Origin of the sequence: Streptomyces sp. NPDC005722 (assembly GCF_040630935.1) — a bacterium.
Lineage (GTDB): Bacteria > Actinomycetota > Actinomycetes > Streptomycetales > Streptomycetaceae > Actinacidiphila.
Genome location: NZ_JBEXYN010000010.1, coordinates 86,138 through 104,786, shown reverse-complemented (window position 1 = coordinate 104,786; position 18,649 = coordinate 86,138). Strand labels below are relative to the sequence as shown.

Sequence of the window (18,649 nt, the reverse complement as noted above, 5' to 3'; positions counted from 1 at the left end):
GAGCTCCCTTGCCAGGTCAGCAGGGGTGCCCTCGGTCATGCGCGAGTTTTTCCGGTGCTGTCCGCCGCCCGGATGTAATCGCCGACCAGTGAGCCGAGCAGCACTCCGGCGAGCAGATCACCCGTCAGGTGGTCGGCGGTGTACAGCCGGGCGTGCACGACCTGGACCTGCATCCAGCGGTACTCGGCGGCGCGCCGCGGGGCCAGGCCGGTGAGGATGGCGACGGCGGCGGAGGACAGGACCGCGGGGGCGGCCGGGTAGGCGCAGGCGCAGCCGGTGTCCCGGGTGGCCGCCGGGCCGGGGCGCAGGGCCGGGTCGAGGACCGAGGGGTACGGCTGCCGGTAGTGGCCGGCCAGCCGTACGCCGACCGTCCCGGCCAGTTCCAGCGCGGCGTCGAGGCTGGCCCGGGCGGCCTCGCCCTCGGCGCGTGACAGCAGTTCGCGCTGGTCGTCCAGGTAGAGGCGCCAGATGTCCTGCTCCCCGTGGGCGGCGAGCCAGGCGGCGGCCGCCAGGCCGGCGGCGGTGCGGGTGCGGGCGAGGCGGCGCGCCTGCCCGAGTCCGGCGGCGCGTTCGGCCGCGCCGGGCGGGTCCGGGACGTGGTCCGCGGCCCAGCGGACGAAGGCCGGGTCGTCGCGGACCGTGCCGTGTCCCGCCCGCCACCGTGCGTACAGCGCGTCGGCGGCCCGCCGCCGCTGGTCGAGCCGGGCGGTCCAGACGCGCACCTCGGCGTCCGGGAAGAGCGGGGGCGGCGGGCTCTGCCCGATCCGCCGCACCGCGGCGGCGGCCTTCCCGGGGTCCGCGGGGCCCGGGTCGTGGATGCCGATCAGGCCGAGGACGGCGGCCGCCGCGGCGACGACGGCGACGACCCGGTACCGCCGGTCCGCGGTACGGGGAGCCCGGACCGGAACCCTGGGGCGGACCGGGGCCCTGCGGCGGGCCGTGCTCACCGCGCGGTTCCGGCGGTCTCGTTCGGGGGCGGCCCGGACGGGGCGGGGACCCGGACGGCCGGTGCGCTGCGCGGGAGGGCGTGGAAGCAGTGCCGGACCAGGCGGAACACGTCGTTGCCGGGAAGACCGGGGACGAGCAGGACCTGCCCCACGACGTACTTGCTGAGCGGCAGCGGCCGCACCCCCAGGCCGATCAGCAGCCGGTCGGCGGGGCCCGGCCGAGGGCCGCCCTTGGTCTCGACGAGGACGAAGCCCTGGTCCAGCGCGGCGGTCGTCCGGCCGTTGTGGCAGGTGAGCCGGCCGTCGAGGGTGACGCGGCTGCCCGCCTCCAGGTCGGCGAGGGCCGCGCGGACGTAGCGGATCTCCCCCGCGGGGAAGAGCGCCCCGGCGCGGACCGGGACCCCCGCGCCCCCGAGCACGTCGTCGACGAAGGCGACCGCCCCGGCCCCCATGCGGCCGTACTCCCGGGCGGCGAGGGTGCGGGCGTGCTTGACCGTGGCGCCCCGCCCGTCCTTGGTCTTGACCTCGACGCGGCACAGCCCGTCCTCGACGTAGAGCCGGGTGCGGACCTTCCAGCGGCGCCTGCGCCCCTGCACGTGGGCGTGCCAGGCGCTCAGCCCGGCGGTGTCGAAGTACGTGCTGCGGTACCCGGTGGTGCGGCGGCCGCCGAGGTCCAGCACGCGGTGCGTCGGGGCCAGGGCGGCGACCAGGCAGCGCGCCGACAGGACCGGCAGCAGGTACTTGCGGTCGACCCGGTGCTGCAGCGCGGCGGCGGCGTCGACCTCGGCGAGGGTCGCCCCGCGCAGCGCGGACAGGCCGAGCACGTCGGCGAAGGGCTCCGCGGCGGTCACACGAGCCTGCTCTCGAGCGGGTTGTCGTGCCCGCTCCGCCCGGTGGGCTGTCCCGCCCCGTCCTCGGGCAGGCCCCAGCCCACGGGTGAGTCGCCGCGGTAGCGGACCGACACCCGGGTCGTCTCCCGTACGAGGTCGACCTCGTCCACCAGGACCTCGAGCGGTTCCTGGCCGAACCGCAGGGCGACCTCGCGGTGGATCGCCGCAGGGTCGGCGTACAGCCGGTCGAGGGTGAGGCGGACCACCCGGGTCGCCTGGTGGGCGTGCGGGTCGTCGACGACCAGGACCGCCGCGAGGACCAGCGCGTGCAGTGCCACCACGAGCCAGATCTCCCGCTGTGGCAGCCCCCCGCACAGGGCGATGACCAGGGCCGTGAAGGTGTACGCGACGTCCCGGGCGGTGAAGGCGGTGCTGCGCAGCCGGACCAGGGAGAGCATGCCGAACAGCCCGAAGCCGACCCCGGCCGGGAACTTGCCCGCGCCCATCGCGCTCATCGCCGCGAACAGGCCGATGTTCAGCGCGGTCAGCACCAGCGGCATCTGCGGTGCCGGGCTGCCGCGCCGGTACAGCAGGCCCACCAGCGCCATCAGGGCCAGCACGTCCAGGCCGCCGCGCGCGAGCAGTTCCCAGGGTCCGTGCGTCATGAACGGCACCGCTCGGGCGGGTGTGGTCCGGGCACTTCTTCCTCCGGGGGCTGGATCGTCGGGCCCGGGTCCCGGGGATCCGTCCTCGGAAAGGGGGATGGGGCGGCGGATCCCCGGGCCCGGAGTGCGCGGGACGCACCGTCGGGGTGTGGGCGGGGCGCCGGCGGGACGCGAGTCCGTCCATCAACACCGGACGATGTGTCCAGTGATTTTGGACGCTAGCCCCGCGCCTCGCGCCGGGCAAGCCGCCCCGATGCGCTCTCCGCCCCCGCACCGCGGGAAGAACGCCAGGCAGGAGAGGCGAGCCCGGCGCCACGCGCGCGCTCCGGCCACCGGGCAATGCCACTCGAAGGGGTGAGGGCGGGCCGTCCGGGAAACACCGTGCCGAACCGCGAACGGGCCCCGCCCGCACGTCCCTTCTCGCGCGGACGGGGCCAGGTCGCGTCCCCGGGGGCGGCGAGTGTCTCAGCCGTCCAGCACCGCGGTCAGCAACTCCGCCGTCCACGCCAGCAGTTCCCGGCCGACCACGGGCTTGCCGCCGATCCGCGCCGTGGTGGGGCGCGGCACCAGGATCTGCCTGGCCGCCTGCTTCACCACCGTGCGCGGGTAGAGGCGGTTGAGCCGCAGCTCCTGCGACTCGCGCAACTCCACCGGCGAGAAGCGGACGTTGTTGCCCTGCAGGGTGATGTCGCCGACCCCGAGACGGCGGGCCAGCAGCCGCAGCCCGGCCACCAGCAGCAGGTTCTCCACCGGCTCCGGGAGCTTGCCGTAGCGGTCGGTGAGTTCCTCGCGGACGGCCTTGATGTCCTCCTCGGAGTTGACCGAGGCGATCGCGCGGTAGGCCTGCAGGCGCAGCCGCTCGCCGGGCGCGTAGTCGTGCGGGACGTGCGCGTCGACCGGCAGCTCGATCTTGACCTCCAGCGGGGCCTCCTCGGCCTCGCCGCCGCCCGCCTCCAGGGCCGACCGGTAGTCGGCCACGGCCTCGCCCACCATGCGGATGTACAGGTCGAAGCCCACGCCCGCGATGTGGCCGGACTGCTCGCCGCCGAGCAGGTTGCCCGCGCCGCGGATCTCCAGGTCCTTCATCGCGACGTACATGCCGGCGCCCATCTCGGTGTGCTGGGCGATCGTCGCCAGCCGCTCGTGCGCCGTCTCGGTGAGCGGCTTCTCCGGCGGGTACAGGAAGTACGCGTAACCCCGCTCACGGCTGCGGCCGACCCGGCCGCGCAGCTGGTGCAGCTGGGAGAGGCCGAAGGTGTCGCCGCGCTCCACGATCAGGGTGTTGGCGTTGGAGATGTCGATGCCGGACTCGACGATCGTCGTGGAGACCAGCACGTCGAACTTCTTCTCCCAGAAGTCGACGACGACCTGCTCCAGCTGCGACTCGCCCATCTGCCCGTGCGCGGTGGCGATCCGCGCCTCCGGCACCAGGTCGCGCAGCCGCGCCGCCGCCTTGTCGATGCTCTCCACCCGGTTGTGGATGTAGAAGGCCTGGCCCTCGCGCAGCAGCTCACGGCGGACCGCGGCGGCGATCTGCTTCTCCTCGTACGGGCCGACGAAGGTCAGCACCGGGTGCCGCTCCTCCGGCGGGGTGGTGATCGTCGACATCTCGCGGATGCCGGTGACCGCCATCTCCAGGGTGCGCGGGATCGGCGTCGCGGACATCGTCAGCACGTCGACGTTGGCACGGAGCTTCTTCAGCTGCTCCTTGTGCTCCACGCCGAAGCGCTGCTCCTCGTCGACGATGACCAGGCCCAGGTCCTTGAACTTCGTCTCCGAGGAGAACAGCCGGTGGGTGCCGATGACGACGTCCACCGAGCCCTCGCGCAGGCCCTCCAGGACGGCCTTGGCCTCGGAGTCGGTCTGGAAGCGGGAGAGCGCCTTCACCACCACGGGGAACTGCGAGTAGCGCTCGGAGAAGGTGCCGAAGTGCTGCTGCACCAGCAGGGTGGTGGGCACCAGGACGGCGACCTGCTTGCCGTCCTGCACCGCCTTGAAGGCCGCCCGCACCGCGATCTCGGTCTTGCCGTAGCCGACGTCGCCGCAGATCAGCCGGTCCATCGGGACCGACTTCTCCATGTCCTCCTTGACCTCGGCGATCGTGGTGAGCTGGTCCGGGGTCTCCGCGTACGGGAACGCGTCCTCCAGCTCCCGCTGCCAGGGGGTGTCCGGCGCGAAGGTGTGGCCGGGGGCCGCCATGCGGGCGGAGTACAGCCGGATCAGGTCCGCGGCGATCTCCTTGACCGCCTTCTTGGCCCGCGCCTTGGTCTTCGTCCAGTCCGCGCCGCCGAGGCGGTGCAGCGAGGGCGCCTCGCCGCCGACGTACTTGGTGATCTGCTCCAGCTGGTCGGTGGGCACGAAGAGCCGGTCACCGGGCTGGCCCTTCTTCGCCGGGGCGTACTCGACCACCAGGTACTCGCGGGTGGCGCCCTGCACGGTGCGCTGCACCATCTCCACGTAGCGTCCGACACCGTGCTGCTCGTGCACGATGAAGTCGCCCGCCTGCAGCGTCAGCGGGTCGATGGTCTTGCGGCGCCGGGACGGCATGCGCCCCATGTCCTTGGTGGAGGACTTCTGGCCGGACAGGTCGGTCTCGGTGAGGACCGCGATCCGCAGGGCCGGGTCGACGAAGCCGCTCTCCAGCGAACCGCACGCCACGTGGACCACGGACGGCTCGACCGGGCCCTCCAGGCCCGTGTCGAGGCGGGCGGCGATCCCCTCGCTGCCCAGCACCTCCACGATGCGGGCGGCCGGGCCGTGGCCCTCGGTGACGAAGACCGCGCGCCAGCCCTCGGCCAGCCAGCCCTTGGTGTCCGCGAGCGCCCGGGCGGTGTCGCCCCGGTAGAGCTCGGGGGCGTGCATGCCCAGCTTGAGGGTGTCGGCGTCCAGCTCGTCATCGGCCGCGAACGGGCTCACCGACCACCACGGCACGCCCAGCTCACGGGCCCGGTCGCGCACGTCCGCGATGCTCCACAGCGAGGCCGCGCCCAGGTCGATCGGCGCCTCGCCGCCCCCGGCCGAGGCGGCCCACGAGGCCTCCAGGAACTCCCTGCTCGTCGCCACGAGGTCGGCGGCCCGGGTACGCACCCGCTCCGGGTCGCAGACCACGGTCAGCGACCCGGCCGGCAGCACGTCCAGCAGCAGCTCCATGTCGTCCACCAGCACCGGGGCGAGCGACTCCATGCCCTCCACCGCGATGCCCTGGGCGATCTTGTCCAGCAGCTCGCGCAGCTGCGGGTGCTCCTCCGCCAGCTCCGCGGCACGGGCCCGCACCTCGTCGGTGAGCAGCAGCTCCCGGCAGGGCGGCGCCCACAGACCGTGCTCGGCGACCTCCAGCGAGCGCTGGTCGGCCACCTTGAAGTAGCGGATCTCCTCGACGTCGTCGCCCCAGAACTCGATCCGGAGCGGGTGCTCCTCGGTCGGCGGGAAGACGTCCAGGATGCCGCCGCGCACGGCGAACTCGCCGCGCTTCTCCACCAGCTCCACCCGGGCGTACGCGGCCGCCGCGAGGCCGTCCACGACCGCGTTCAGATCGGCGGTCTGCCCGGTCCGCAGTGCCACCGGGACCAGCTCGCCCAGGCCCTTGACCTGCGGCTGGAGCACCGAGCGGATCGGGGCGACCACGACCCGCACGGGGCCGGCGGTCGGGTCGTCCGCGCTGGGGTGCGCCAGCCGGCGCAGCACGGCCAGGCGCCGGCCGACCGTGTCCGAGCGGGGCGACAGCCGCTCGTGCGGCAGCGTCTCCCAGGCCGGGTACTCCACGACGGAGTCCTCGGGCAGCAGCGACCGCAGGGCCGCGACCAGGTCCTCGGCCTCGCGGCCGGTGGCCGTCACCGCCAGCACGGTGCGGCCCGTGCGGGCCGCGAGCGCGGCCAGGGCCAGCGGGCGGGCGGCGGGCGGACCCACCAGGTCGACGTGCGGGCGGTTGCCGTCCGCGGCGCCGCGGACCGCCTCCGCGAGCGCGGGGTCGTCCACGACGACGTCGAGCAGACCGTTGAGGCTCATGTGGCTTTCCGTCCCAGAGGCAGACAGGCGGGGCAACGCGAACAGCCCGACGCGTGGAACGGGCCGGGGTGTCCCAGCGTACGACGCTCCGCGGACACCCGGTGCCGCATCCTTCCCGGGGTCGTGTCCCGTGCTCCCCCGCCCTGCCCCCACGGGGGCCGCGCCTTGCGGGGCCCGGGTCCCTGTGCGGGTTGTCCGTGGCCGGGGTCGTGGTCTCTCCCCCGCCCTCCGGCCGGGGGACCCCCATGGGCCCGCCACGCCACACCCCCTCCCAGGACGCAACCCAGCCGGGGCCAAGCCGAAGCGGAAGCGTGGCGCTGGTTGTCTCCAGCTGTCAGGTGTTCGGCCTGATGACTCCCGACCGGCAGGACGGCGGGAGCGCGTCTGACAAGATCAGCGTGGACAGCCCGGGCAAGAGGCGTGCCGGAGGATCTGAATGGTCGAACGAGTGGCGCTGACGGCCCTGAGCGAGGAGAGCCGGGCGCTTTCTGCGGTGTTGCGGGAGCTCGGCACCGAAGACTGGGGTCGGCCGACCAACTGCCCTCCGTGGGACCTGCAGGAGCTGGTCGTGCACATCGGGGCGAGTCTCGGACTGAACGGTCCGCTCCCCACGGCTGAGGCTGTTGGAGGCCTCATGAGCGCGTCCGACTACTATCGCCAGCCAGAGCGGGCCACCTCGGACTACCGCCAGCGGAATGTGGAGCAGACTCAGCAGTTCGCGGCGAGGGTACTGACCGCGACTTCTGCGGTGTCATGGTTCGAAGAGGTGACGCTGGACACGCTCACCACTTTGGGCGGGGACGACCTGAACCGTGTGGTGTCGATCTCCGGCAAAGGGGCGATGCGCCTGGAGGAATGGGTGCTGACCCGGGTCGTCTCAGTCGCGGCTCACGGCCTGGACATCGCATTGACGCTGGGACGGCCCGCATGGACGGTGCCGTCTGCGTCGCAGGTCATGCGGCCTGTCTTCGAATCACTCCTTCAGCAACAAGTTCCAGCACCTTTGGACTGGGACGACCTGACGTTCCTGGCGGTGGCGACGGGACGACGAGGACTGAGCGAGAGCGAGCGCAGGGTGCTCGGCCGTTCTGCAGCGCGGTTTCCGCTTCTGTCCTGATGCAGGTCAGCCCTCCGAAGGCTGGTCGTCTTCCTTGATCATCCGGCGAAGCCTGCTGCGGCCGGCGACGCAAGCACCGGTCGGCGGTGGTGCACCTAGTGCTGCTCTGTGGGGGCCGGTGTCCTAATGTCCGCCGGTCGGTCAGGTCGCGGCATCGGCCAGCCTGCACAAACGCTGGAGGTCAGGGTCCGCCCACGTCCGCGTCAGCCTCTGATCAACCGGCTCCAGCCGATCCGGCAAGGACCGCGCCGGGCAGCGTGGCCGGCTTCGGCAGGAAGGCGGTGACCTGCCCCGGTGCCAGGCGGATCAGGAGTCGTTCAGAACCACCCCGGCGAGCCGCGGCATCTCCCGCAGGAAGTCCGGGACACCCGTGAACGCGTCCACACGGCTCTCGTACGCGGTGATCCTGAGCGCGCAGTCCGCCACCAGGGCGTCGACCCGCTCCCCGATGTCGGTGGGCGAGGCCACCATGATGGAGTCGTACTGCCCGACGTCCGAGCCGATCGTGAGGTCCACGAACACCTCACCTTCCTGGAGGAGCCCCGCAAGAGTGGGCGGGCGGTCCCGGCGCAGGGCCTGCGTCAGCCGGCCGAGCCGTTCGGCACCTGGCGCGACAGCGAAGACCGAGATCTCCGACGAGGCGTCGAAGATCACCGCATGGAGCAGGGAGACCAGGTCCCGTGGCGCCGCCACGGGGAACAGCCCGGCGCACGCGCTGTCGCAGCGGCCGTCGCGGCCGGGCACCGGCCGTGGAGTCACCGCCGAGCGTGCCCTGACGAAACCCTTGTCGCGCGCGGCCGGGGTGAGACCCTCCGCGTCGATCTCGTACTCCCAGTCGACGAGCAGGGGCGTTTGCCCCAGGGCGCGCTCGGCATCCTCGCGATAGTAGGCCGGGATGGCGAAGCGCCGGAGGCCGGCCGTGAGGCGCCAGACGAGGCCCAGGTAGACCGCGACCTCTTCCATGTTGTTGTTCACGGCCCATTCGGTGAAGGGCGTTCGCTCCTCGGGCCACTCCCCGAACAGCCCGGGCCAGTTGCGTGTTACGGGCGTTCCGAGGGTGGGGAGGTAGTGGAAGACATGAACCCCGTCGCCTTTGGTGGCGTCGAAGCGGATCGGAAGCATCGCGTCAAACTAGTGCCGTCGTTCCGGGATCGCTGCTGGTTTTCGCCGCGGGCACCCGGTGTCCGGTCCGGGGTGCCAGGAGGCGTGCGCCCTCCCGAGCGCACCGTCGCGGACATGTCGCCGTGCTTCACGATCACGGCCAGCGCGGAGGCAACTCCGCCCAGGGGCTTGTCGTCACGCCGCACCCTCCCGCTCCTCCGGCTGGACCGGCCACGTGTTGCCGTCGCCGTCGTCATGGTCCTCCCGGTGGTCAGGGTCTTGTTCGTGAAGTTCAAGCACCCCGACGGGCAGGTCACGCTGCTGACGCGGGTCCGTTTCCTGGAAGGCGACGGATGGCCGGTGCACTACTGGCGGCGCACCCGGTGGGGGTCAGAGACCGTTCGGGGTGCCCCGGATCGCGTCCTGACACCCCCACCGGCCGTTGTGCGCCCATACGACGGGAGGGGGTGTGTCGGGGTGCGCCCGGAAACGACGAGCGGCGGACGCGGTGCCGAATGATGTTGGGGTAAACCGCGAGCGTTGAGGACGTGCGCCGGCGCGGCCCCGACCCCACAACGAGGTGCGAGACCCGCACCAATCGCGCCGGGCAATCGGGCGGGAGGGTGGGAAAAAGCCCCCAACAGCAACCACAAAACAACCCGCACACGACAGCGGCCCCGGGCACGCACGAGGCGGACCCGGGGCCAGGCCGTCAGGCCTACTCCGTGGCGATCGCGCCCAGCACGTTCATCCGGCCCGCCCGGAACGCCGGCACCAGCGCCGCGACGAGCCCGACGAAGGCGGAGCCGATGAAGACCGTGATGATCGTCGGCCAGGGGATCTCCAGGATCCCGAGCCCCTGGAGCGCCAGCAGCTGCTGGGCGGAGGCGCCCCAGCCCATGCCGAGCCCGAGGCCGAGCACCGCGCCGAAGAGGGCGATGACGATCGACTCCAGGCGGATCATGCGCCGCAGCTGCCGCCGCGACATGCCGATCGCCCGCATGAGGCCGATCTCCCGGGTGCGCTCGACCACCGACAGGGCGAGGGTGTTCACGACGCCCAGGATCGCGACGATGATCGCCAGGGCCAGCAGGCCGTAGATCAGGTTGAGCAGCTGGCCGATCTGGTCCTTGAGCATGTCCTTGTAGTCGGCCTGGTTGCGGACCTGGACCTGCGGGAAGTCGTGCAGCGCCTTCTTCAGGCCCGCGTAGGCCGCGTCCTGCCGCCCGTCCTTCGCGGCGGCGAACATGATGTCGTTGATCGGCATCCGGTCGGCCGGGACGTAGCGCGCCGCGGTCGTGATGTTGGTGTACATCGCGCCCTGGTCGAAGACGGTGTCCGCGGAGGTGATGGCGGCGACCGTCAGCGTGGCGGTGTCGCCGTGCTCGAAGCGGACGGAGAGCTTGTCGCCGAGCTTGACCTTGTGCTTGTCGGCGTAGCCCTCGCCGACCGACATCGCGTTGGCCCCGTACGCGGCCGACAGCTCGCCGGCGACCGTGTTGACCTGCAGGTCCTGGGCGTACGTCGGGTCCGCGGCGGACAGGGAGGTGTCGGACACCGACCCGTCGGGGGCGGTGAGCTTCACGTCGAGGGACTTGTAGTCGGTGACGTGGGCGAGGTCAGGCGCGGCCTTGATCGCCTGCTCGATCTGCGGGGTGATCGGCTGGCCGCTGTCGGAGGCGATGATGAAGTCCGCGCCGACCGACTTGTCGAGCTGGTCGGTCGCCGAGGCCACCATGGAGGAGCCGACCACGGAGAGGGCGGCGACGAGCGCGAGGCCGATCATGAGGGCGGCGGCGGTGGCGCCGGTGCGCCGCGGGTTGCGCAGCGCGTTGCGCTCGGCGAGGCGGCCGACCGGGCCGAAGACCCGCAGGACGCCCGCGCTGATCATCCGGACGACGACGCCGGCCAGCAGCGGGCCGACGACCACGAAGCCGACCAGGGTGAGCAGGATGCCGAGACCGAGGAACATCGAGCCCTCCGCGGCCTTGGTGGCCTGGACGGCGGCGAGCAGGGCGGCGGCACCGGTGAGGGTGAGGACCAGGCCGATCGCGGCGCGCACCTTCCCGGCCCGGGCGTCGGCGGGGGTCCCGGCGTCGCGCAGCGCGGCCATCGGGGAGACCTTGCCGGCCCGCCGGGCGGGCAGGTAGGCGGCGAGGACGGTCACCACGACGCCGAGGACGAGCCCGATGACCGGGGTGGATGCCTTGACCGTCAGGGAGGAGGTGTCGAGGTTCATACCCGCGCTGCCCATGAGGTTCATGAGCAGGACGGCGAGCCCGACGCCGCCGCCGATGCCGAGGACGGAGCCCACCACGCCGAGGAGCAGCGCCTCGACCAGCACCGAGCGGTTGACCTGGCGGCGGCTCGCGCCGATGGCTCGCATCAGGCCGATCTCGCGGGTGCGCTGGGCGACCAGCATCGAGAAGGTGTTGACGATCAGGAAGATCCCGACGAGGACGGCGATCCCGGCGAAGCCGAGCATCGCGTACTTGATGACGTCGAGGAAGCCGGCGATATCCTTCTGGTTCTCGGCGGTCCACTCGGCCTGCGTCTGCACCTTGTAGCCGGCGGTGGAGCCGAGGGCGGCGGTGACGTCCTTCTTCAGCTGCTCGTCGGTGACGCCGGGCTTCGCGGTCACGCCGACGCTGGTGAAGACGTCCTTGGCGCCGAGCAGTTTGGTCTGGGTGGTGGCGGTGTCGAAGTAGAAGATCGCCGCACCGGGGTTGGTGACCTTGAAGGTGGCGATGCCGGTGATCCGGGCGTGGAACTCGCCGGGGATGGCGATGACCCGCAGCTCGTCGCCCAGTTCGAGGTGCTTCTTGTCGGCGGTGTCGGCGTCGACCATCACCTCGGTGGGACCGCGCGGGGCGTGGCCGGAGGTGACGTCGACCGAACGCAGCTCGGTGGAGTCCCAGTTGGTGGCGATGGTGGGGGCGCCGGAGGTCGGGCCGAGGTTGTCGCCGGCGGCGTCGGTGACGGTGAGCGTCTGGCTGCCGGCCTCTCCGGTCGCGGACTCGACGCCCTCGACCTCCTTCAGCCGTTCGACCGTGGCGGCGGGCACGGTGGCCGCCTTGGTGGTCATCTGCATCTGGTCGTCGCTGGGCGCGCCCTTGGGCGTGACCGTGACGTCCGACGCGGTGGCGGCGAAGAGCTTGTCGAAGGTGGAGGTCATGGTGTCGGTGAAGACGAGCGTGCCGCAGACGAAGCCCACCGACAGCAGGACGGCGATGGCGGACAGCGCCATGCGTCCCTTGTGCGCGACGAAGTTGCGCATCGAGGTCTTGACGACGGTCACGACGTCCTCCCGCGCGCGTCGAAGTCCTTCATGCGCTCCAGGACGGAGTCGGCGGTCGGGTCCCGCATCTCGTCGACGATCCGGCCGTCGGCGAGGTAGAGGACGCGGTCGGCGTAGGAGGCGGCGACCGGGTCGTGCGTCACCATGACGATGGTCTGGCCGAGTTCGTCGACCGAGCGGCGCAGGAAGCCGAGGATCTCGGCGCCGGCGCGCGAGTCGAGGTTGCCGGTCGGCTCGTCGCCGAAGATGATCTCCGGCCGGGCGGCCAGGGCGCGGGCCACGGCGACGCGCTGCTGCTGGCCGCCGGAGAGCTGGCCGGGCCGGTGCTTGAGGCGGCCTGCCAGACCGACGGTCTCCACGACGCGCTGCAGCCACTGGGGGTCGGCCTTGCGGCCGGCGATGTCCATGGGCAGCGTGATGTTCTCGGCCGCGTTGAGGGTCGGCAGCAGGTTGAAGGCCTGGAAGATGAAGCCGATCTTGTCCCGGCGCAGCTGGGTGAGCTTCTTGTCCTTCAGCTTGGTGATCTCGGTCTCACCGACCCAGATCCTGCCGTCGGTCACCGTGTCGAGACCGGCGAGGCAGTGCATCAGGGTCGACTTGCCGGAGCCGGACGGCCCCATGATCGCGGTGAAGCGGCCGCGGTCGATGTCGACGTCGACCGCGTCGAGGGCCACGACCCGGGTCTCGCCCGAGCCGTACGCCTTGGTGACCTGACGGGCCCGGGCGGCCACGGCCGTACGTTCTCCGCTGCCCCCGGACTTGGGAATCGATACTGCCGTTGTCACTGGTCTGCTCCTGTTCGGGTGGTGGTCGCCGCCGTCGCCGGGCGGGCTTCGTCGTGTACCAAGACTGGCTTCGGGGAGGGGGCCGGAACGATGGTGCGGGTCTCCGTATCGGCCCGGGGGTTAGCCCCACCAGAAGGCTAGGGAGCCCAGGAGGGCCCCCTCGTCCTCCGCCGGTACGAACCGGGGGTAGGAGAAAGTCGGGTGGGACCCCTAGGGGGTCTGCACCTTTCGGCGGACCCCGGCTCGGGGTCGAGACTGCACCCTCCGGTCGCGGGAGGTTCAAGCCCCGCCGTCCGGCCTGCGGGAACCCCCTGTCCGCGCGGGGGACGGGCATGAAATCGTGTGTCGTACACACACCAGGGGGGTCCCGTGGAGCGCACCGAGCAGACCGCGACCGCCGCCGCCGCGGCGTCCGCCGACGGGCCGCCTCGGCGCGGCCCCGTCGTCGCCGCACTGATGCTGGCCATGGCGCTGGCGGCGATGGACTCCACGATCATCTCCACCGCGGTGCCGCAGATCGTCGGCGAGCTGGGCGGCTTCTCCGTCTTCTCCTGGCTCTTCTCCGGCTACCTGCTCGCGGTCACGGTGACCCTCCCGGTCTACGGCAAGCTCGCCGACACCTTCGGGCGCAAGCCCGTGCTGCTGACCGGCATCGGGATCTTCCTGCTGGGCTCCCTGCTGTGCGCCGGGGCCTGGAACATGGCCGGCCTGATCGCCTTCCGCATCGTGCAGGGGCTCGGCGGCGGCGCCATCCAGGGGACGGTGCAGACGATCGCCGCCGACCTGTACCCGCTGAAGGAGCGCGGCCGCATCCAGGCGGCGATCTCCACGGTCTGGGCGGTCTCCGCCGTCCTCGGGCCGCTGTGCGGCGGGCTGTTCGCCGGGTACGCCAGCTGGCGCTGGATCTTCCTGATCAACCTGCCCATCGGCGCGGTCGCACTGCTGCTCATCTCCCGTCACCTGCGCGAACGGGTCGCCGAGCGGACCCGGCACCGGGTCGACTGGCCCGGCGCGGTGCTGCTCTTCCTCTCCGGCGGACTGCTGATCACCGGCCTCGTGCAGGGCGGGGCGGCCCGGTGGTGGCTGCTCGGCGGCAGCCTCGTGACGGGCGCCCTGACCGTGTGGGCGGAGCGCCGCGCCGCCGAGCCGATCATCCCCGGCTGGGTCTGGCGGCGCCGGGTGATCGTCGCCGTCAACCTGGCCCTGGGCATGCTCGGCGTCCTGATGGTGGCCCCGACGGTCTTCCTCCCGACGTACGCCCAGACCGTGCTCGGGCTCGGGCCGATCGCGGCGGGCTTCGTGCTGTCGGTGATGACGCTCAGCTGGCCGCTGTCCGCGGCCCTCAGCAACCGCGTCTACCTGCGCATCGGCTTCCGCAACACCGCCGCCCTGGGCATGGCGGCCGCGACCGTCGTCCTCGTCGTTCTGGTGATGCTCCCGTACGCCGGTCCGGCCTGGCAGCCCACCCTGGTGATGCTGGCCCTCGGTGCGGCCCTCGGCCTCTTCCAGCTCCCGCTGATCGTCGGCGTCCAGTCCACCGTCCCGTGGAGCGAACGCGCCACCGCCACCTCGTCGATCCTCTTCTGCCGCCAGGTCGGCCAGAGCGTGGGCGCGGCCGTCTTCGGCGCCGTCGCCAACGCCACCCTCGCCTCCCGGCTGCACGGCTCCGGCACCGACCTCGACTCGATCGCCGGGGCCGCCCACCTCGACGACCACGTGCGCCGCGCGGTCGCGGCGGCGGTCAACCACGTCTACGTTGGCGCGGCCGTCGCGGCGGTCCTGTCCCTGGCCGCCGTCCTCCTGGTGGCCCCCCGCCGCTTCCCGGTCCTGGAGGAGGACCCGGCGGTACGGTGACGCCGTGGACGCGAAGACCTACGCGCGCATGCGGGCCGTCGCCGGCGAGCTGATGGGGCGCGAGGACGTCTGGGCCGTAGAGATCGGTGAGGGTGTCATCACGCTGATGATGCCGCCGGTCAACCGGCACGAGCTGATCGCCATGCGGTTGCGACGGCAGATCGAGCGGCAGATGGCCGGCGATCCGGACTGGTCCGGTCACGTGGCCCACAGCGGTCCCGAGATCGAGGCGCCCGCCATAGGGCGCATGCGCCGCCCTGACCTCGTCGTCGTGGCCGAACAGGCCCTCGACACCCCCGGGTTCCTCGACCCCGCCGACGTCGCCCTGGTCGCCGAGGTCGTGTCCACGTCCAACCCGGAGAACGACTACCGCGAGAAGACCCGGGACTACCCCGCCATGGGGATCCCGCTGTACCTGATCATCGACCCGCGCGACAAGACGCCGGCCGTGCTCTCCGATCCGGGACCGTCGCCCGGCGACGACGGCCCCCGGTACCGGGCACGCCACGACTACGCCTTCGGGGACGCCGTCGCCGTGGGGCCGTGGGTCGTGGACAGCGGGGAGTTCCCCGCCTACGACGGTTCCTGATCGTCCCCGGGTGCGGGGGCGGGCAGGTCGGGGGCGGTGGGCCCCGGTTCGTCCTCGGTCCCGGTATCGGGGACCTCGCGGCCGGTCAGGGCGGCGAGGCTGCTGCGGACGTGGGCGAGGTGCTCGCGGATCTCCTCCCGGCGGACCTCGTGCTCGCGCAGTTCGCGTTCCGCGGCGAGCCGGATGCGCTCCTCCCGTACCCGGGCCTGGGCGAGGAGTTCCGCGGCGGTGGCGTCGGCCTCCTCCTGGCGGCGCCGGGCGGCCTCCTCGGTCTCCGCCAGGGCCCGGCGGGCGTCGTCGACCATGGCCTCGGCGTAGGAGGTGAGTTCGGCCGTACGGGAGTCGACCCCGGCCTCGCCCTCGGCGAGTTCGTGCTCCTGGGTGTCGAAGCGCTCGCGGTGGTCCTTCTCCAGTTCGGCGAGCGTGTGTTCGCTCTCCCGCCGGGCGGCGTCGAGTTCGCGGGCGGCCTCGTCGCGGACCCGGCCGGCCTCTTCCCGGGCCTCGCCGAGCACCCGCCCGGCATCGGTGCGGGAGCGCTCCAGCAGCTGCTCGGCGTGCTCGTCCCCGCCGACGCGCCGGGCGTGGGCGGCCGCGCGGGCCTCGTCCATGAGGGTGCGGCGGGCGGCCTCGGCCGCGTCGTGCGCGTGCCGGGCCTCCTCCTCGGCCTGCTCGCGGACGGAGGTGGCCTCCTCCTCGACCAGCCGCAGCAGGTCCAGCGCGCCCTTCCCGAGGGACTCGTAGGTGGGCGGGGAGAGCGTGGAGACCACGTCGCGCAGAGCCGCGCACTCCGCGCTCATCTCGCCGGCCAGGACCGTGAGCCGCGCGGCCCGCTCCCAGGCGGCGTCGCGGTCCTCGGACAGCTCCTCCAGGAAGCGGTCGACCTGTTCGGTGCGGTACCCGCGGCCACGGACGGTGGCGAGGCCGTGGCCGCCGCGGGGCTGTGCCGTACTCATACCCCCATTCTCGGGGATTTGCCCGATTTACCCATATCGCGACACTCCGACCGGTGGCCGGCCGGTCGGAGCCGCCGGGACGGGCACGCCCTAGAGCATCCCGTCCCACATCTGCTCGATGAGGACCGGCCACCAGTGCTCGGGCGAGGCGACCGCCGCCGGGTCGAGCGCGGCCAGCTGGTTCTGGAAGTCGACCGTCCAGCGGCCGGCCTGCTCCGGCGTCAGGCCCAGCCGCCAGCGCCACATCTTCCCGAGCAGCGCCAGGCAGCGGACGAACTCCGGCAGGCTGGTGTTGGCGAACTGCGGCGTCGCCGCCGTCCCGCCCGGCCCGGCCTTCAGCGGCACCGCCACGATGTGCGCCGTGCCGTACTGCACGCACAGCTGGCGGCCGAAGTCATTGCCCATCACCAGGTACGAACCCGCGTCCGGGGCCGGCTGCACGCCCCGCTCGGCGGCGAGCTCCGCCAGGGTAGGCACCGGCCGGCCGGGCTGGGCCTGGGCCCAGAAGAACGGGCCGAAGTCCACCGGCAGCCCGGACCAGGTGAGCGTCTGCGCGACCAGGTCCGGCACGCCCTGGCGGGCGACCGCCCGCTGGTCGAAGCGGAAGACGCCCTGCGGCCCGAAGGACTGCGCCAGTTCGTGCCCGATCGCGTCCAGCGGGATCGGTGGGACGCGCTGGACGTGCTGCGGGTCGGGCATCGGCACCCGGTGCGGGTGGGCGTGCGCCGGGGCGCTCGCCACCTGGTGCAGCTCGCCGAGGTGGGTCAGCAGGTGCTGGACGCCCGCGCGACGGCTCGTGTGGTCCTTGCCGTACGGGGCGGTGCTGCTGATCCGCACCTGCGGCCAGGTCTCGCGGATCATGCGGGCGCAGTAGCCGCCCGGCAGGTCGCAGGACTCCAGTTCCGTGTGCAGCTCCAGCACCGCCTGCGGCGGCACCCCGAGGGCGCGCAGCTCGTGCAGGATCTGCCACTCCGGGTGCGGGGTGCCGGGTGCGGAGCGGCGGATCAGCTGCTGCTCGGAGCCGTCCTGCGCGCGGTAGCGGAGCACGGCCATGTAGCCGGGGCCGACCGTGGGCGCCCCGGTGGGCGGGGTCGGGGCGTGGGGCTGCGGCGGCTGGGGGTAGCCGTACGCCGCGGGCTGCGGCGCCGCCGCCACCGGTCCGGGCGGCGGAGGGGGTGGCGGTGCGGCGGCCCCGGCGCCGCCGTCCGGGCGGGACAGCATCGTCGCGGCCCGGTGCACGTCGCCGGCCGCCGCATCGGGCGGTGCCGGCGGGCCGGGCCGGTCGTTCGCGGGGAGCGCCTGCACGAGCTGCGTGGGCACGTACCCGGCGGCCGGGGTGCCGGGCACTCCCGGTCCGGGCGGGGGCGCGGGCGGCCCGGGAGGGGCCGCCTTGGAGGTCTCGGCGGCGGCCACGTCGGCGGCGCCGCGGCCCGGTCCGGGCGGCGGCGGGGGCGGCGGGGGCGGTCCGTCCGGGCGGGACAGCATCGTCGCGGCGTGGTGCACGTCGCCGGAAGCCGGCCGGACGGGCGTGGCCGGCGCCGGGGGCGGCGGGGGCGGGCCGGGCCGGGCCGCGGCCGGCCCCCCGAACGGCGAGGGCGGCGGGCCCGGCGGCGGGGGCGTGGCCGAGCCGCCCGGGTAGCCGTAGGCACCGGGCCCGGGGGCCGGCGGGGGCGGCGGGGGCGCGCCCGCACCGGCGCCGGGGTAGCCGTAACCGCCCCGCGCGTCGGGCTGCGGCAGCGGCGTCCCGGTCTCGGGCACGCCGGGCAGCCGCTCGGTGCTGGCGTCGGCGCTCGTCATCGGCGGCGGGGTGTGGGCGTCGTCCGAGTCGCTGATGGGCGGCGCGTACACGGTCGCGGGCGGCGGCACGGAAGCCCCTGCGCCATGGCTGTCGTTGGCCTCCCGCCAGGCCGCGGGCGGCGGGGTCGGCGCACCGCCGTACGAGGCCGGCATCGGCGGGGTCGGCGTCGGGATGTACGGCTGGGTGGGCGTCGCCGGCCCGGGCGTGGTGACGGGGGCCGGGGCGGGCGGCGGGGTCGCCACCGGGGCGGGCGCGGGCGGCTGGGTCGTGACCGGCTGGACCGTGACCGGCGCCGGGGCGGCGTCCGGCGCCTCGCGGCGGTCGGGGATGCCGAGCCGGTCGGCGGCGTCCTGCAGCCACTGCGGCGGGCTCAGCAGGAAGGACGTCGCCTCCAGGTCGACCCGCCGGGGCCGCTCCGGCACGGCGTCCGCGACCGCGCCGGCCGAGGCGCCGTAGACCTCCTCCCAGCGGCGGATGACCTCGCCCACCGGCAGCGCGGGCCAGAGCGTGGCCTCGCCGCTGTCCCGGGCGATGACGATGCGGGACTCCCCGTCGTCGGAGGTCGGACCGCCGTCCCTGGGCTCGGACCACACCACGAAGCCCCGGTCGAACTCCCGCACCTGCACCGCGCGTGCGAGGTAGGCGGGGACGTCGGCGTTGATCCACCGCTCGGCGCGCTCCTGCGCCTGCGCGAACGTGACCATGTC

General features: G+C 73.5%; 12 protein-coding genes. 3 read left to right on the top strand and 9 right to left on the bottom strand.

Going from position 1 to position 18,649, the window contains the following annotated elements; all coding sequences use genetic code 11:
• Positions 1-35: 35 nt before the first annotated feature.
• The 4 genes from ABZ479_RS14790 to mfd all read right to left on the bottom strand — a co-directional run bounded on the left by ABZ479_RS14790 (position 36) and on the right by mfd (position 6,447).
• Complete coding sequence (locus ABZ479_RS14790; protein WP_500461946.1) at positions 36-947, bottom strand: hypothetical protein; 912 nt, start codon at positions 945-947, stop codon at positions 36-38.
• On the bottom strand, positions 944-1,798 hold the full coding sequence (locus ABZ479_RS14785; RefSeq protein WP_500461945.1) for a polyphosphate polymerase domain-containing protein: 855 nt from the start codon (positions 1,796-1,798) through the stop codon (positions 944-946). The genes ABZ479_RS14790 and ABZ479_RS14785 overlap by 4 nt, the downstream gene beginning before the upstream one ends.
• Complete coding sequence (locus tag ABZ479_RS14780) at positions 1,795-2,442, bottom strand: DUF4956 domain-containing protein (protein ID WP_500461944.1); 648 nt, start codon at positions 2,440-2,442, stop codon at positions 1,795-1,797. Before ABZ479_RS14780 ends, ABZ479_RS14785 begins: the two co-directional genes overlap by 4 nt.
• 465 nt (positions 2,443-2,907) lie before the next feature.
• Positions 2,908-6,447, bottom strand: a complete 3,540-nt coding sequence (gene mfd / locus ABZ479_RS14775) for a transcription-repair coupling factor (protein WP_500461943.1) — start codon at positions 6,445-6,447, stop codon at positions 2,908-2,910.
• 436 nt (positions 6,448-6,883) lie between these two features.
• Here mfd and ABZ479_RS14770 point away from each other — a divergent pair, with 436 nt between their 5' ends.
• Positions 6,884-7,564 (top strand): maleylpyruvate isomerase family mycothiol-dependent enzyme, encoded by a 681-nt coding sequence (locus tag ABZ479_RS14770; protein WP_500461942.1) that lies wholly within the window; start codon positions 6,884-6,886, stop codon positions 7,562-7,564.
• Between the two features lie 306 nt (positions 7,565-7,870).
• Here ABZ479_RS14770 and ABZ479_RS14765 read toward each other — a convergent pair whose 3' ends face one another.
• The 3 genes from ABZ479_RS14765 to ABZ479_RS14755 all read right to left on the bottom strand — a co-directional run bounded on the left by ABZ479_RS14765 (position 7,871) and on the right by ABZ479_RS14755 (position 12,748).
• Positions 7,871-8,686 (bottom strand): hypothetical protein, encoded by an 816-nt coding sequence (locus ABZ479_RS14765; protein ID WP_500461941.1) that lies wholly within the window; start codon positions 8,684-8,686, stop codon positions 7,871-7,873.
• 697 nt (positions 8,687-9,383) lie between these two features.
• Positions 9,384-11,963, bottom strand: coding sequence for an ABC transporter permease (locus ABZ479_RS14760; RefSeq protein WP_500461940.1), 2,580 nt, complete (start codon positions 11,961-11,963; stop codon positions 9,384-9,386).
• Positions 11,960-12,748, bottom strand: a complete 789-nt coding sequence (locus ABZ479_RS14755; RefSeq protein WP_499512247.1) for an ABC transporter ATP-binding protein — start codon at positions 12,746-12,748, stop codon at positions 11,960-11,962. Before ABZ479_RS14755 ends, ABZ479_RS14760 begins: the two co-directional genes overlap by 4 nt.
• A 369-nt stretch (positions 12,749-13,117) precedes the next feature.
• Here ABZ479_RS14755 and ABZ479_RS14750 point away from each other — a divergent pair, with 369 nt between their 5' ends.
• Positions 13,118-14,602 carry an MDR family MFS transporter gene (locus tag ABZ479_RS14750; RefSeq protein WP_500461939.1) on the top strand — a complete coding sequence of 495 codons (1,485 nt, stop codon included), beginning with the start codon at positions 13,118-13,120 and terminating at the stop codon, positions 14,600-14,602.
• A 4-nt stretch (positions 14,603-14,606) separates the two neighbouring features.
• Positions 14,607-15,191, top strand: coding sequence for a Uma2 family endonuclease (locus tag ABZ479_RS14745; protein ID WP_500461938.1), 585 nt, complete (start codon positions 14,607-14,609; stop codon positions 15,189-15,191).
• On the opposite strand, the gene ABZ479_RS14740 is transcribed toward ABZ479_RS14745, so the two are convergent.
• Positions 15,176-16,144 carry a cellulose-binding protein gene (locus tag ABZ479_RS14740; protein WP_500461937.1) on the bottom strand — a complete coding sequence of 323 codons (969 nt, stop codon included), beginning with the start codon at positions 16,142-16,144 and terminating at the stop codon, positions 15,176-15,178. The genes ABZ479_RS14745 and ABZ479_RS14740 overlap by 16 nt on opposite strands.
• Positions 16,145-16,234: 90 nt before the next feature.
• Complete coding sequence (locus ABZ479_RS14735) at positions 16,235-18,646, bottom strand: SUKH-4 family immunity protein (RefSeq protein ID WP_500461936.1); 2,412 nt, start codon at positions 18,644-18,646, stop codon at positions 16,235-16,237.
• Positions 18,647-18,649 lie beyond the last annotated feature (3 nt).

Excerpts from the sequence above, each read along its gene's own strand:
- ABZ479_RS14780 (WP_500461944.1), bottom strand. The coding sequence starts at position 2,442 with ATGACGCACGGACCCTGGGAACTGCTCGCGCGCGGCGGCCTGGACGTG.
- mfd (WP_500461943.1), bottom strand. The coding sequence starts at position 6,447 with ATGAGCCTCAACGGTCTGCTCGACGTCGTCGTGGACGACCCCGCGCTC.
- ABZ479_RS14770 (WP_500461942.1), top strand. The coding sequence starts at position 6,884 with ATGGTCGAACGAGTGGCGCTGACGGCCCTGAGCGAGGAGAGCCGGGCG.
- ABZ479_RS14765 (WP_500461941.1), bottom strand. The coding sequence starts at position 8,686 with ATGCTTCCGATCCGCTTCGACGCCACCAAAGGCGACGGGGTTCATGTC.
- ABZ479_RS14740 (WP_500461937.1), bottom strand. The coding sequence starts at position 16,144 with ATGAGTACGGCACAGCCCCGCGGCGGCCACGGCCTCGCCACCGTCCGT.
- ABZ479_RS14735 (WP_500461936.1), bottom strand. The coding sequence starts at position 18,646 with ATGGTCACGTTCGCGCAGGCGCAGGAGCGCGCCGAGCGGTGGATCAAC.